General features: G+C 70.0%; 14 protein-coding genes. 8 read left to right on the top strand and 6 right to left on the bottom strand.

Annotation, left to right across the window (positions count from 1 at the left end):
* Positions 1-15: 15 nt before the first annotated feature.
* Positions 16-525 carry a hypothetical protein gene (locus tag D452_RS0100690; RefSeq protein ID WP_017542261.1) on the bottom strand — a complete coding sequence of 170 codons (510 nt, stop codon included), beginning with the start codon at positions 523-525 and terminating at the stop codon, positions 16-18.
* Between the two features lie 198 nt (positions 526-723).
* Here D452_RS0100690 and D452_RS0100685 point away from each other — a divergent pair, with 198 nt between their 5' ends.
* Positions 724-2,499 carry an ABC-F family ATP-binding cassette domain-containing protein gene (locus tag D452_RS0100685; RefSeq protein WP_017542260.1) on the top strand — a complete coding sequence of 592 codons (1,776 nt, stop codon included), beginning with the start codon at positions 724-726 and terminating at the stop codon, positions 2,497-2,499.
* Positions 2,500-2,536: 37 nt separating this feature from the next.
* Here the strand turns inward: D452_RS0100685 and D452_RS0100680 are convergent, their stop codons facing one another.
* Complete coding sequence (locus D452_RS0100680; RefSeq protein ID WP_017542259.1) at positions 2,537-2,941, bottom strand: TraR/DksA family transcriptional regulator; 405 nt, start codon at positions 2,939-2,941, stop codon at positions 2,537-2,539.
* A 153-nt stretch (positions 2,942-3,094) separates the two neighbouring features.
* Here D452_RS0100680 and D452_RS0100675 point away from each other — a divergent pair, with 153 nt between their 5' ends.
* Positions 3,095-3,586 (top strand): glutathione peroxidase, encoded by a 492-nt coding sequence (locus tag D452_RS0100675; protein WP_017542258.1) that lies wholly within the window; start codon positions 3,095-3,097, stop codon positions 3,584-3,586.
* On the opposite strand, the gene D452_RS0100670 is transcribed toward D452_RS0100675, so the two are convergent.
* The 4 genes from D452_RS0100670 to D452_RS0100655 all read right to left on the bottom strand — a co-directional run bounded on the left by D452_RS0100670 (position 3,583) and on the right by D452_RS0100655 (position 6,804).
* A complete protein-coding gene (locus D452_RS0100670; protein WP_040692678.1) occupies positions 3,583-4,470 on the bottom strand; it encodes a GDSL-type esterase/lipase family protein in 888 nt (295 codons plus the stop codon). The two genes, D452_RS0100675 and D452_RS0100670, sit on opposite strands and share 4 nt — an antisense overlap.
* Positions 4,471-4,528: 58 nt before the next feature.
* Positions 4,529-5,038: a MarR family winged helix-turn-helix transcriptional regulator gene (locus D452_RS0100665; RefSeq protein ID WP_017542256.1), complete on the bottom strand. Its 510-nt coding sequence runs from the start codon at positions 5,036-5,038 to the stop codon at positions 4,529-4,531.
* A 111-nt stretch (positions 5,039-5,149) separates the two neighbouring features.
* A complete protein-coding gene (locus D452_RS0100660) occupies positions 5,150-5,800 on the bottom strand; it encodes a TetR/AcrR family transcriptional regulator (protein ID WP_026128851.1) in 651 nt (216 codons plus the stop codon).
* A gap of 14 nt (positions 5,801-5,814) precedes the next feature.
* Positions 5,815-6,804, bottom strand: coding sequence for an acyl-CoA desaturase (locus D452_RS0100655; protein WP_017542254.1), 990 nt, complete (start codon positions 6,802-6,804; stop codon positions 5,815-5,817).
* Positions 6,805-7,357: 553 nt separating this feature from the next.
* Here D452_RS0100655 and glmU point away from each other — a divergent pair.
* The 6 genes from glmU to D452_RS0100625 form a co-directional block, all read left to right on the top strand.
* Positions 7,358-8,824 carry a bifunctional UDP-N-acetylglucosamine diphosphorylase/glucosamine-1-phosphate N-acetyltransferase GlmU gene (gene glmU, locus D452_RS0100650; protein ID WP_017542253.1) on the top strand — a complete coding sequence of 489 codons (1,467 nt, stop codon included), beginning with the start codon at positions 7,358-7,360 and terminating at the stop codon, positions 8,822-8,824.
* 17 nt (positions 8,825-8,841) lie between these two features.
* Positions 8,842-9,810 carry a ribose-phosphate diphosphokinase gene (locus tag D452_RS0100645; RefSeq protein WP_017542252.1) on the top strand — a complete coding sequence of 323 codons (969 nt, stop codon included), beginning with the start codon at positions 8,842-8,844 and terminating at the stop codon, positions 9,808-9,810.
* A gap of 415 nt (positions 9,811-10,225) precedes the next feature.
* Positions 10,226-10,825: a 50S ribosomal protein L25/general stress protein Ctc gene (locus D452_RS0100640; RefSeq protein WP_017542251.1), complete on the top strand. Its 600-nt coding sequence runs from the start codon at positions 10,226-10,228 to the stop codon at positions 10,823-10,825.
* Between the two features lie 105 nt (positions 10,826-10,930).
* Positions 10,931-11,566: an aminoacyl-tRNA hydrolase gene (pth, locus tag D452_RS0100635; protein WP_026128850.1), complete on the top strand. Its 636-nt coding sequence runs from the start codon at positions 10,931-10,933 to the stop codon at positions 11,564-11,566.
* 623 nt (positions 11,567-12,189) lie between these two features.
* The gene (locus D452_RS0100630; protein ID WP_017542249.1) at positions 12,190-13,713 is read left to right on the top strand and encodes a sugar transferase; all 1,524 of its coding nucleotides are present in this window, start codon (positions 12,190-12,192) and stop codon (positions 13,711-13,713) included.
* Positions 13,714-13,716: 3 nt separating this feature from the next.
* The coding region (locus D452_RS0100625) for an inositol monophosphatase family protein (RefSeq protein WP_040692683.1) at positions 13,717-14,235 on the top strand (519 nt) is incomplete at its 3' end.

Here is a 14,235-nt window from a genome sequence, read left to right as displayed (position 1 = left end):
CGGGCGTTCCCCCTCCTAGCAGCCGTACGTTCTGCCGTCCGCCGCCTTGCCCCAGTTGCAGCTGCTGATCGTGCCAGCGGCCTTGTTGTCGTCCTTGCTGCCCGGCTTCTTCAGCCGCAGGTCCGGGCTGCGCCCGGTGCCGTCGTTGGGCAGGACGTGGCGCGCGTAGCCCCGGTAGACGTGGTGCGTGCCCTTGGCGTCCCGGTGGTTCTTTCCAGTGCCGGTGTGCACGTGGACCACGCCCCCCGCCGGGAGGTTGTACGCGGGCAGGGCGCGGCCGTAGGTGTTCGAGGTGATGTCCGGGACGTGGCCCCTCAGGTTGACGGTCTTCTTCGTCACGTTCTTCACGACGAAGTACTCGCCGTTGAGGTTGGTCTGCTTGTTGTTCTTGACGTCGGCCCCGGCGGCGTTGGGCCGCACGTGGGTGATCATCAGGGCGCCCGTGGTGGAGGCCGCGTGCGCCGGGACGGGCGCGAGGAGGGCGGCGAGGAGGGCGGCCGCGACGGCGGCACGGATGGAGCGCATGGGCTCCCCTTTCGGTACGCGTCCGTCCTGCGGTGCGAGCCTCCAGGGGGCGGCTCCCAAGCGGGGGACCGAGGACAGGGCAGAAGAGTAGCCCTTCCGTGCGGCGATCGGTGGCCAAATGAGCCGACAAGCGAAAAGTGTCGTTCCTGGCGGTCAGTCGGTCCGCGCACCTTCGCGGGGGCAGCACAATGGGAGGTGATGACGAATCTGGTCAACCTTCAGGACGTGTCCCTGGCCTACGGGCCGCTCGTGCTCCTCGACGAGGTCTCCCTCGGCGTGGACGAGGGCGAACGCATCGGGGTGGTGGGCCGCAACGGCGGCGGCAAGTCGACGATGATCTCCGTGCTCGCGGGGCGGACCGAACCCGACTCCGGGCGGGTCGTGCACAACCGCGGGCTTCGGGTCGGCTTCCTGCACCAGCGCGACGACTTCCCCGACAGCACCGTCGGCGAGTTCGTGCTGGGCGGCCGGGCCGAGCACGAGTGGGCGGGGGACGCCCGCATCCGCGACATCCTCCGGGGCCTGCTCGGCGGCTGGGACCTCAACGTGCCCATGTCCGGGCTGTCCGGCGGTGAGCGCCGCCGCTCCGGGCTGGCCCGCCTGCTGGTGGACGACCACGACCTCATCATCCTGGACGAGCCCACCAACCACCTCGACATCGAGGGCATCGCCTGGCTGGCCGAGCACCTGCGCGGCCGTCCGGAGTCGCTGGTGGTCGTCACACACGACCGGTGGTTCCTGGACGCCGTGACCACCCGCACCTGGGAGGTCGGGCGCGGCACCGTCGAGAGGTACGAGGGCGGGTACGCCGCCTACGTGCTGGCCAAGGCCGAGCGGGACCGCCAGGCCGCCGCCGAGGAGGACCGCCGCCAGAACCTCATGCGCAAGGAGCTCGCGTGGCTGCGCAGGGGAGCGCCCGCGCGCACCTCCAAGCCCAAGTTCCGCATCGAGGCGGCCAACCAGCTCATCGCGAACGAGCCGCCGCCCCGCGACTCCGTGGAGCTGGTCCGATTCGCCAGCTCGCGCCTGGGCAAGACCGTCATCGACCTCAAGAAGGTCTCGGTCGCCATCCCCGACCGCACCCTGCTGGACGAACTCACCTGGCAGCTGGGCCCCGGCGACCGGGTGGGCCTGGTCGGCGTGAACGGCGCGGGCAAGTCGACCCTGCTGAAGATCCTCGCCGAGGAGCGCGAGCCCGACTCCGGGACGGTGCGCACCGGCCGGACCGTCAAGCTGGCGCACCTGTCCCAGAACGTCGTGGAGCTCGACCCCACCGCCCGCCCGCTCCAGGCCGTCATGGACGTGCGCGAACACATCACCATCGGCAAGCGGGACTACACCGCCAGCCAGATGCTGGAGAAGTTCGGCTTCCGGGGCGAGCGCCAGTGGACGCCGATCGGCGACCTGTCCGGCGGTGAGAAGCGCCGCCTCCAGCTGTTGCGCCTGCTCATGGACGAGCCCAACGTGCTGCTGCTGGACGAGCCCACCAACGACCTCGACATCGAGACCCTGACCGAGCTGGAGGACCTCCTCGACGGCTGGCCGGGGTCCCTCGTGCTGGTCAGTCACGACCGCTACTTCCTGGAGCGGATCACCGACCGCGTGCTCGCCCTGATGGGCGACGGCAGCCTCGCCTTCCTGCCCGGAGGGGTGGACGAGTACCTGGAGCGCCGGGAGGCCAGCGCCGACGAGGTCACCGTGCCCCTGGGCGCCTCCGAGACCGCCGTGCAGACGCCCGTCACCCCCGCCGTGTCCCAGGCGGAGCGCCGCGCCGCCCAGAAGGAGATGCAGCGCGTCGAACGGCGGATGGACAAGATCGCCAGGCGCGAGGAACAGCTCCACGAGCAGATGGCGGCCGCAGCGGAGGACTACACCAAGCTCGCCGAACTCGACGCCGAGGCCAGGACCCTCGCCGCAGAGAAGGAGGAGCTGGAGATGGTGTGGCTGGAGCAGGCCGAGCTGGTCGGCGACTGAAGCAGCAGCCCGACAGCTGCGTGACGACCAGCGGCCCCTAGGCCCTCGTCGCGCAGGCGATGCAGGTGCGGGCCACGGGCCGGGCCAGCAACCGCTCGGGGGAGACGGGCTCACCGCAGCGCTCACAGCGGCCGTAGCGTCCCTGGGCGATCCTCTCCAGGGCCGCGTCCACGTCGGCCAGGTGACGCTCGGCCGCGGCGAGCGCGGCGCTCGTGTGCGAGCGCTCGAACGCGATCGTCGACCCTTCGGGGTCGTGCTCGTCGTCCGTCGCCGTGTCCTGGGTCGCCTCGACGATCGAGTCGAAGCTCCGGGTCAGGGAGAGGATCAACGCGGACGTGCGCTCGCGGTCGGCGGTCAGCAGCCCACGGATCTCGGCGACCCGACCTCGGACGGGCTCCCCGTCCCCGGGCCGTGAGCCCGCCGAACGCTCGGACGGAACCATGTCGCCTCCCCGCGCACGGCTTCCCGGAGTGGCCGCGGAACGCTTCCACCGGACCTCCTGTAGAACGCGGTCACCCGCCGGGCATTCCCGTCGGCGGGCACCCCGTAGGCTGCTCGCAGGGCGCGTACGGTTCCGAACTCAGGAGGAGGCACCATGGCTGACCTGGACGACATCCCGGTGACCATGATCGACGGCCGCGAGACCACCTTCGGTGAATGGTCCGGGAAGGTCCGCCTGGTGGTGAACGTGGCGTCCCGCTGCGGACTCACCCCGCAGTACGGCGCGCTGGAGGAGCTCCAGAAGCGCTACGAGGACCGGGGCTTCACCGTGCTGGGCTTCCCCAGCAACCAGTTCCTCCAGGAGTTCGGCGGTGAGGAGAAGATCGCCGAGTACTGCTCGATGACCTGGGGGGTGACCTTCCCGATGACCAGCAAGGTGAAGGTCAACGGCCGGGGCCAGCACCCCCTCTACGCCGAACTCACCGACGTCCCCGACCCCGAGGGGCACGCCGGGCGGGTCAAGTGGAACTTCGAGAAGTTCCTGGTCCTGCCGGACGGCACCGTGCACCGGTTCCGCCCCGCCACCGTTCCCGACGCCCCCGAGATCGTGGAGCTCATCGAACGCTCCCTGCCCGACGGCGGCTAGCGGAGGCGGTCGCGGAAGACCTCGGCGATCGCCTGGGCGCCGGCGAGGTTGGTGTGGATGTCCGGGCCCCGGGCGGCGTCGCACATCCAGGTGAGGTCGCAGATCCGCTGGAGGTTGACCGGCATGCCCGTGGTGCTGTCGGCGGGCACCTCGGTGTCCGAGCCGTCGAACACGGTGTCCACGTCGGCCACGTCGATCCCGGCGGCCTCGTAGGAGGCGGTCAGCGACGCGTTCACCCGGTCGAGGATCTCCACGGTGCGCTCGGACTGGCTCGTGTTCCCGGGTTCCTCCAGGAGGGCGAGGGCCAGGAACGGGTTGTAGTAGGTCATCCCGACGATCCGTGTGCCCGGGTCCGCGGCCCCCACCAGGCGCTCGGCGATCACCGGCACCTCGGTCTCCAGGCGCTCCAGGCCGTCCGCCACGCAGGCCTCGTCGACACCGACCCCGTCGATGCCGAGCGCCTCCTCGTGGACGCCCTCCACACAGTCGGTGAAGTTGTTGCCGCCGATGGTGAGGGTGACCAGGTCGACCGCGCCACCGTTCTCCCGCAGGAACTCCTCGGCCTGGTCGAGCTGGGACCCCGCCTCGTAGCGGTCGTCGCAGCCGGGGATGCCGCCGCCGACGAAGGTCGTGGTGTCCTCCCCGCCGCACCCCATGCGCTCGTGTCGGAGAGTGGAGTCGGCGTCCTTCAGGGAGCGGTACAGGACGTCCGTGTACCCCTCGGAGGTCTCCCGTCCCCGCCCCTGCTCGTCGGGCTGTACGCCCACGGTCAGTGAATCGCCCAGGGACAGGTAGTGGCTCGTGGTGGGTTCATCGGTGCCCCCACCGGAGCAGCCCGCGACGACGAGGGTCACAGCGAGGAAGGCGGTCCAGCGGATTCTCAACGTGCTCTCCAACCAGGGGCCGTACGGGAGTGACGCGTGCCCCCGGACGGAACGGCCGTCACCCTTGCGGGCCGGACGGGATCCCGTCGAGGGGCGCGAGAAGGCTTCTCAGTAACGATGCCAGCTGTTCGCGCTCGGCGGCGGGCATCGGCGCCAGGAGGGTCTCCTCGTAGCTGAGGAGCGAGGCCAGGGCCGCGTCGATCCGCTCGGCGCCCCTGGCGGTCAGCCGGACCAGCACGCCGCGCTTGTCTGCGGGGTCGGGGCGGCGGCGCACGAGTTCGGCGGCGGCCAGGCGATCCACGCGGTTGGTCATGGTGCCGGAGGTGACCAGGGTGGCGCGCAGCAGGCGCCCGGGGCTGAGCTCGTAGGGCGGGCCCGAGCGGCGGAGTTCGGCGAGGACGTCGAACTCCCAGGGCTCCAGGGCGTGTTCGGTGAAGACGGTGCGGCGGGCGCGGTCGAGGTGGCGCGCGAGCCGGGACACCCGGCTGAACACCTCCAGGGGCGTCACGTCCACGTCCGGCCGCTCGGAGCGCCACGCCTCGATCAGCCCATCCACCTCATCGCGCATGGCACCAGCATATCTCTTGACATCAAGATAGTGGGGCGGGTATACGAATCCCACCCGCCCCACTGGTGACCAGGGGCGACGTCCCCTCCTGTGGCCAGCGCCACAGAAGGGTCAGCGCTTCCTGCGTGTGTCCAGCCTCGGCTTGGCCTCCAACGCGGAGAGCCCGTTCCAGGCCAGGTTGACCAGGTGCGCCGCCACCACCTCGCGTTTGGGCCTGCGCACCTCCAGCCACCACTGGCCGGTCAGTGCCCACATGCCCACCAGGGCCTGCGCGTACATCGGGGCGAGCGCCGGGTCGTAACCGCGTTCGGCGAACTCGTCCACCATGATGTGCTCGACCTGGCTGGCGATGTCGTTGAGCAGGCTCGCGAAACTGCCGGTCCCGGAGGCCACGTGCGAATCACGGGTGAGCACCCGGAACCCCACGCTGTCCTCCTCGACGTAGCGCAGCAGGGCCAGGGCTGCCTTCTCGATCTTGCTTCGGGCGTCGTCGGCGGTGAGAGCCTCGCCCATCATGTCCAGGAGCGTGCGCATCTCCCGGTCCACGACGACGGCGTAGATGCCCTCCTTGCCACCGAAGTGCTCGTAGACGACGGGCTTCGATACTCCGGCCCGCGCGGCGATCTCCTCAACGGAGGTCGCGTCGAACCCTCGTTCGGCGAACAGCTCCCGGCCGATTCCCAACAGCTGTTGCCGACGCTCCTTGCCCGTCATGCGCTTGCGGCGCACTCGGGTTCCCTGCTCGCTGTCGGCTGCTCCCATGATGGTTGTCGATCCTAGACCTTGACCCGCTTCGCAGCGAGCCGTTCGTTGTTGGGCCAGCGGACCTTGGTGGCCCAGCCGAACTTCTCGAAGGCCCAGATGACCCTGGCGGAGATGTCGATCTGGCCCTTGAGCACGCCGTGGCGGGCGCAGGTCGGGTCGGCGTGGTGCAGGTTGTGCCAGGACTCACCGAAGGACGGGATGGCCAGCCACCACACATTGCGGGAGCGGTCGCGGACCTCGAAGTTCTCCTCGCCGATGGTGTGGCAGATGGAGTTGATCGACCAGGTCACGTGGTGCAGCAGAGCGACGCGGACGAGGCTCGCCCAGAAGAACGCGGTGACCGCGCCCCACAGGGACATGGTGACCAGGCCGCCGATGGCGGCGGGGGCGAAGAGCGAGAACAGCACGATCGGCAGGAACAGCTTGTCGACGAGGACGACGTCCTTGTCCTTGAGCAGGTCCGGGGTGAAGCGGCGCGGCGAGGTCTTCTTCTCGTCCAGGTACATCCACGCCATGTGGGCGTAGTACATGCCCTTGGCCACGGACTTCCAGTCGTCGCCGAAGCGCCACGGCGAGTGCGGGTCGCCCTCGGCGTCCGCGTACTTGTGGTGGCGGCGGTGGTCGGCCACCCACTTGATGACGCTGCCCTCGATGGCCATGGAGCCCGCGATCGCCAGCGCGATCCGCAGCGGGCGGTTGGCCTTGAAGGAACCGTGGGTGAAGTGGCGGTGGAAGCCAACGGTGATGCCCAGGCCGCTGATCACGTAGAACACCGTGGCGATCGCGATGTCGGTCAGCGACAGGCCCCAGCCCCAGAAGAACGGCACCGCGGCGAGGAGGGCGATCAGGGGCACGAACACGAAGGCGAAGACGGTGTAGCGCTCGGCCTTGCCCCGTAGTTCGGGCTCGTACTCGGGGATCGCCTCACGCTTGGGCGCGTCGGCGGCGGTCCCGGCGGGCTTCTCGGTGCCTTCGGTCGGCACCTCGGGGGCAGCGGTCATGGGTCTTGCACACCTCGTCACGGAGAACGTCGTCACCGGTCGGGACGGCGTCACGGGTGCGGTGCACCCGTCGGGACGGCCCAACCTATTCCTACGTAACCGTAACCTACGACCCCGTAGGTTTGGCAAGCCCCCGGGGGGAGGCGCTATGTTGGTGTCGAGCGTCCGGACCACGGTCCGGAGCGTTCCCGGATGATGTAATCGGCAGCATCTGGGGTTTTGGTCCCCATCGTCCAGGTTCGAGCCCTGGTCCGGGAGCAACCCCCGCCGTCAACGCGACCGTCCCCGTCGAGGGGGCGGGACGCACCCCGTGCGCCCCACGGGAGGGACGGCGGTACAACTCACACCGGCGTCCGGCCGGCCCGCTCCTGCGGGCGTCCGCCGGGCGCCGCGCGCGTCGCGCCCTCATGTGCCTGATGTGTGCCGGTGACACACATGTATCCTTCCCATGTCGGCCGCTGGTCATCCGACGGCCGCCCGCGCGGCATGCGGGTCGCGCCGCCGAAGGGTGAGCCGACGTTCATATGCCAGCTATCACGAGGGGTCTCCTCCAGTGAGCGTGAACCGTCCGGCTGCCGTGATCATCCTCGCGGCGGGTGAGGGCACCCGAATGAAGTCGAAGCTTCCCAAGGTGCTTCACGAACTCAACGGCCGCAGCATGCTCGGCCACGTGCTCCACGCGTCCCGAGAACTCGAACCCGGCAACACGGTCGTGGTCGTGGGCCACGCCCGTGACCAGGTGAGAGCCCACCTGGCCGAGGTCGCCCCCGAGGCCACCACGGCGGTGCAGGAGGAACAGAACGGCACCGGCCACGCCGTGCGCATGGCTGTCGAGGACCTGGCCGCGAAGGGCGTCGAGCTCTCCGGAACCGTCGTCCTCACCTGCGGTGACACCCCCCTGCTGCGCGGTGAGACGCTCGCCTCGCTGGTCACGGCGCACGAGAAGGAGGGCAACGCGGTCACCGTGCTGTCCGCCCGCGTCCCCGACCCCCACGGCTACGGACGCATCGTGCGCGACGCCGACGGCGCCTTCACGGAGATCGTCGAACACGCCGACGCCACGCCCGAGCAGCACCTCGTGGACGAGATCAACTCCGGGATGTACGCCTTCGACGGCGCCCTCCTGAGCCAGGTCGTCAAGCGCCTGTCCACGGACAACGCCAAGGGCGAGGAGTACATCACCGACGCCGTGGGCCTGCTCCGCGGCGACGGCCACCCGGTGGACGCCTGGAGCGCCGAGGACTGGAACGAGGTCCAGGGCGTCAACAACCGGGTCCAGCTCTCCGAGGCCCGCCGCGTCCTCAACGACCGCCTTCTGACGGAGCACATGCTCTCGGGAGTGACCATCGTCGACCCCGCCACGACCTGGGTGGACGCCCAGGTCAGTATCGGCGCGGACACCGTGGTCCACCCCAATAGCCGCCTCTACGGCACCACGCGGATCGGCGAGGACGCGGAGGTCGGCCCCGGCGCCGACCTGCGCGACACCGTGGTCAGCGACGGCGCGAAGGTCCGCGAGACCACCGCGGACGGGGCGGAGATCGGCCCCGGGGCCAGCGTCGGCCCCTACACCTACCTGCGGCCGGGCACCCGCCTGGCCGAGCGGAGCAAGGCCGGAGCCTTCGTCGAGGTCAAGAACTCGAACGTCGGCACCGGTTCCAAGATCCCGCACCTGACCTACGTCGGTGACGCGGACATCGGGGTGGGCAGCAACATCGGCTGCTCCTCCGTGTTCGTCAACTACGACGGGGTCAACAAGTCCCGGAGCACGATCGGCGACCACGTCCGCATCGGCAGCGACAACACCATTGTCGCTCCCGTGACGGTGGGCGACGGAGCCTACTCCGGGGCCGGGACCGTGGTCCGTGACGATGTCCCGCCCGGTGCCCTGGCGATCTCCGAAGGACACCGGCAGCGTAACGTCGAGGGCTGGACGCGGCGCAAGCGTCCGGGAACTCCGCCCGCCGAGGCGGCGGAGCAGGCGGAACGGCACAGAGCCGACGCCGCGAACAAGCAGTGACTGTGGGGGAGAAACACGTGACCGGCATGAAGGCCACCGGCCAGAAACAACTGATGCTGTTCTCGGGGCGTACGCACCCGGCTCTGGCCGAGGAGGTGGCGAAGGAGCTGGGGATAGAGGTGGTCCCCACCCGCTTCGACACCTTCGCCAACGGCGAGATCTTCATGCGGTACCTGGAGTCGGTGCGCGGCAGTGACGCGTTCGTCATCCAGAGCCACGCCGACCCGGTCAACGAGTCGATCATGGAGCAGCTGATCATGGTGGACGCGCTCAAGCGCGCGTCCGCCAAGCGGATCACCGTGGTCACGCCGATCCTGGGCTACGCCCGCCAGGACAAGAAGCACCGGGGCCGCGAGCCCATCTCCTCGCGCCTGGTCACCGACCTGTTCCGGACCGCCGGGGCGGACCGGATGATGGCGGTGGACCTGCACACCGACCAGATCCAGGGCTTCTTCGACGGCCCGGTGGACCACCTCTTCGCGCTTCCGATCCTGGCCGACCACATCGCCACCCAGGTCGACCACTCGGAGATCACGGTCGTCTCCCCCGACGCCGGGCGCGTGCGCACCGCGGACCGCTGGGCGGACCGCCTGGGCGCGCCCCTGGCCATCATCCACAAGCGCCGCGACCCGGACGTCGCCAACGAGGTGAAGGTCCACGAGGTCGTCGGTGAGGTCAAGGGCCGCGTGTGCGTCCTGGTCGACGACATGATCGACACCGGCGGCACCATTGTGAAGGCCTCCGAGGCCCTCTTCGAGCAGGGCGCCAAGAAGGTCCTGGTCGCCGCCACGCACGGTGTGCTGTCCGGCCCGGCCGCTGAGCGCCTCCAGAACTCGCGCATCTCCGAGGTGGTCATCACCAACACGCTCCCCGTCCCGGAGGAGCGCTCCTTCGAGAAGCTCACGCAGCTTTCGATCGCCCCGCTGGTCGCCCGCGCGATCAACGAGGTCTTCACCGACGGCTCGGTCACGAGCCTGTTCGACTAGGGCCTGTTTTTTTGGATGCTTTCGCCGGTGGCGGCGAGCGCGGATCCAGAAAACAGGTCCTGGGGCGAGGGCACCCGCGCCCGGCGCGGGTGCCGTCCGGCCGAGGCCGGAACCGGTCCCGAGGTGGGCCATGTACGGAGTCGTCACCAGAGACAGTAGACTTGGCCGAGTGTCCCCGTGTCCGGGTGGATTCCTTCGTGTCTCCTCCTAGAATCAACGCGGGCAGGGGTGCGCGACGAGCGTTCCCGGGCCGGACGGGTCCGGTGACGGCTCGCCGGGCACGCCTGGAACCAGGGCGGTCGAGTCCCCTGCAAGTTGGGTGACCCCGTCACAATTCTCCGCCGAGGGCGGGAATCGTTCGTACTACTGGAGTCGTGTGCCCCGTGCTGCGGGGTTGAACCCGAGGAGTTTTGTCGTGTCCGAGGTACGTATCGCTGCCGAGCCCCGCACGGAATTCGGCAAGGGCGCCTCCCGTCGCGCCCGCCGCGCGGGTAAGGTGCCGGCCGTCCTCTACGGCCACGGCACCGAGCCCCGCCACCTGAACCTGCCGGGCCACGAGCTCATGCTCGCCCTGAAGACCCCGAACGTCCTGATTCGCCTTGGTGGCCTGGACAAGGACAACCTTGCCCTCCCCAAGAGCGTGCAGCGCGACGCCATCAAGGGCTTCCTGGAGCACGTCGACCTGCTGGTCGTCTCCAAGGGTGAGAAGGTCGAGGTCGAGATCAACGTCTCCCTCACCGGTGAGGTCAAGGCTCCCGGCGTGCTCAACCAGGAGCTCGTCACCGTGACCGTGGAGGCCGAGGCCACCCGCATCCCCGATGGTGTCGAGTTCGACATCGACGGGCTGGAGGTCGGCGCCAACCCGACCGCCGCCGACCTGAAGCTGCCCTCGGGCGTCACCCTGGTGACCGACCCCGAGTCGATCCTGCTCACCGTCTCCGCGCCGCGCGTGGAGGAGGAGCCGGAGACCAGCACCGAGGCCGCGGAGGCCAACGAGGAGGCCGCCGCCGAGTAGGCGCGGTCCCGCACCACACATCACAGAGCGCGCGGTCCCCGATCCGGGGGCCGCGCGCTCTGCGTGCGGCGGGGCGCGGTTCGGGTGCCGATAGTGTCGGTCGGCATGTGGAGAGTGTTGAGCAGGTTGGGTATCCGGAAGAGCGGGGACGGCGAGGACATGGCCGAGGCGGAGCGCTGGCTGGTGGTCGGGTTGGGCAACCCGGGCCCGAAGTACGCGGGCAACCGGCACAACGCCGGGTTCATGGTGGTGGACGCCATGGCCTCCGAGAAGGGTGAGCGCTGGAAGGTCCACAAGGCGCACGCCGAGGTCGTGGAGACCCGGATCGAGGGCGCCCCGGTGGTTCTGGCCAAGCCGCGCACCTTCATGAACGTGTCCGGCGGGCCGATCGCGGGGCTGGCGAAGTTCTACAAGGTCCCGATGGAGCGGATCATCGTCGTGCACGACGAGATGGACATCGACTTCGGGGCGCTCAAGCTCAAGAAGGGCGGCGGGTCCGGTGGCCACAACGGCCTGAAGTCGGCCACCGCGTCCCTGTCCGGCCCGGACTACCTGCGGGTCCGCTTCGGCGTGGGCCGTCCTCCCGGGCGCATGGACCCGGCCGCGTACGTGCTGCGGGACTTCTCCTCCACGGAGGCCCCCGAGCTGGACCTCAACGTGGAGCGCGCCGCCGACGCGGTGCGCACCATCCTCAAGGACGGTCTGGGCCGGGCGCAGAACATCTTCCACACCGCCGCCTGAACCCGGACGGCCGGGGCCCCGAGGCACGCCGCCAGGAGCTCGGTGATCCGGTCGCGGAGCTGGTGGTGAGGCGGGCGGCCCCGGTCGGAGAACCTCCGGCGGTAGCGCACCGCGTGGTCGGCCCCGTGCCCGAACAGCGCCTCCAGCGGTTCGGGCGCGGGCGCGCGGGGCTTGCCGGGGGCAACACCCCCGCGCAGCGTGCGACGTGCGCGGCGCCCTCCACGGCGTCCGAAGTCAACCACTCGGCGCCCGCCCTGGCCGAATCCCCGGCGCGGGTGTTCAGGCTGTCCGCCGTGACGGACCCGCGCTCGCCTGAGTCGGCACCCCCGGGGCCGCGAGCCGCGTCGAGTATCGGTCGGGACATATTTTGGTGCAGCTGTGTCCCCTCAAAACGGTCATCGACGGTCTCAGGACAGACACATTCTCGGTTGGAATGGGACTTCTTTACCAACAGGCCGACACTGACAGCGATTTTCCGACTACTTTTGGTTACTGTTCGGGTTGACGACAGGCGTTCTGTGCCCGGCGATACTCCCCGTCCCTGCCTTCCGCGTGGGTTCCACGCGCGCGGGGGTGGTTACCCATGGTGATTATTCGAAGTCGTTCGTGGTCTTGGGGGATGCATGGTGACAACCAGTGGGACCGTCCACGGAGAACCCTCCGTCCGACGGCGTGAGCATCCCCGGCGGCCCGGCACGCCGGTCCGGGGTATCCGGCGGATTCCGGTCAACACCGGACCCCGGGCCGACGCCTGGCTCCGCCCCTACGTCCTCGGCCTGGTGGCCCTGGACCTGACCGCCGCCGTAGTGGCGACCCTGGCCGGGAGCCTGGTCCGGTTCCATGACGCCCTGCTGGCCGGGACCACCACGCCCTATCTGCTGCTCTCCCTGGTCCTGCCGCCGGTCTGGATCGTCTTCGTCCGGCTCGGCGGCGGCTACGAACGCCGTTTCCTGGGGGTCGGCACCGAGGAGTACCGCAGGGTCGCGGTCGCCGGCGCGATCCTGGCCGCGACCGTCGCTGTCGGCGCCTACGCCGTCAAGTTCGACCTCGCCCGCGGCTACGTGCTGATCGCACTGCCGCTGATCGTCCTGCTCTCCCTCGGCCTGCGCTACGCGCGCCGCAAGGCGCTGCACCGGCGCCGCCGCTCCGGGGCCTGTATGAGCGGGGTCGTGGTCGTCGGCTACAGCGTGTCGGCGAGCGACCTCATCAGGCGGTTCCGCGACGAGATCTACCACGGCATGCGCGTGGTGGGCGTGTGCCTGCCCGCGCACGAGTCGGACGTCACCGAGGTGGAGGGCTGCCCGGTCCTGGGCTCCTTCACGGACGCGGCCGACGCCGCCGCCCTGGTCGGCGCGGACACCGTCGCGGTCCTGGCCTGCCCCGAGATGGACGGCGTGGAACTGCGCCGTCTCGCTTGGGAACTGGAGAAGACCGGAACCGACCTCAACGTGGCCTCGGCGCTCATGGAGGTCGCGGGTCCCCGGACCACCATCCGTCCCGTGGCGGGACTGCCCCTGCTGCACGTGGAACACCCGGAGCTGGAGGGCGCGCGCCGCGTGGTCAAGGGGGCCTTCGACCGCTGCGCCGCCGCGCTGGCGCTCCTCCTGCTCTCGCCCCTCTTCCTCGTTCTGACCGTCCTCATCCGGTCGGAGGGCGGCGGTCCCGCCTTCTTCCGGCAGACGCGCGTGGGCCGGGGTGGCGCCGAGTTCACCGTGTACAAGTTCCGTACGATGGTGGTCGGGGCGGACGCGCTCAAGGCGATTCTCAAGCCCCGGAACGAGCACGACGGTGTGCTGTTCAAGATGCGTCGGGACCCCAGGGTCACGCCCGTGGGGGCGTGGCTGCGCCGCTACTCGCTCGACGAGCTACCCCAGCTCGTCAACGTGGTGCGCGGAGAGATGTCGCTCGTCGGCCCGCGGCCCCCGCTGCCGGAGGAGGTCGCCCAGTACGGGCACGACGTCCGCCGTCGGTTGGTGGTCAAACCGGGGATGACGGGTCTGTGGCAGGTCAGCGGCCGATCCGACCTCTCCTGGGAGGAATCGGTCCGACTCGATCTGCGGTACGTGGAAAACTGGTCGCTGACATTGGACATCCAGATCCTGTGGAAGACGTGGTCAGCGGTGATCCGTGGGGCGGGAGCATACTAGCCGGTGAACAACATCCGAAACGATCATGAGGTGGCCCGGGACCTGGCGAGCGAGGCCGGACAGCTGCTGCTGCGCCTGCGCGCCCGCCACGGATTCGACGAGCCCGAGGTCCTGCGCACACTGGGGGACCGCACCTCGCACGAGTTCCTCTTCTCCGCGCTCGGGCGGCTGCGGCCGAGCGACGCGGTTCTGTCCGAGGAGGGCGTGGACGAGCAGTCACGGCTGAGGTCCCGGCGGGTGTGGATCATCGACCCGCTGGACGGAACCCGGGAGTTCTCCGAGCCCGGCCGTACCGACTGGGCGGTGCACGTGGCGCTCTGGGAGAACGGCGACCTGGTCGCCGGGGCGGTCGCGCTGCCCGCCCAGGGCAGCTGCCTGTCCACGGTCGACCCGCCGTGGCTGCCGGAGGAGCGCCCCGAGGGGCAGCGGCTGCGCATCACCGCCAGCCGGACCCGGCCTCCGGCGTTCGTCCAGCGCATGGCGACCCAGATGGGCGCCGAAGTGATCCCCATGGGATCGGCG

The sequence above is a fragment of the Nocardiopsis prasina DSM 43845 genome, from assembly GCF_000341265.1.
Lineage (GTDB): Bacteria > Actinomycetota > Actinomycetes > Streptosporangiales > Streptosporangiaceae > Nocardiopsis > Nocardiopsis prasina.
This window is presented reverse-complemented; position numbering and strand designations above follow the sequence as displayed.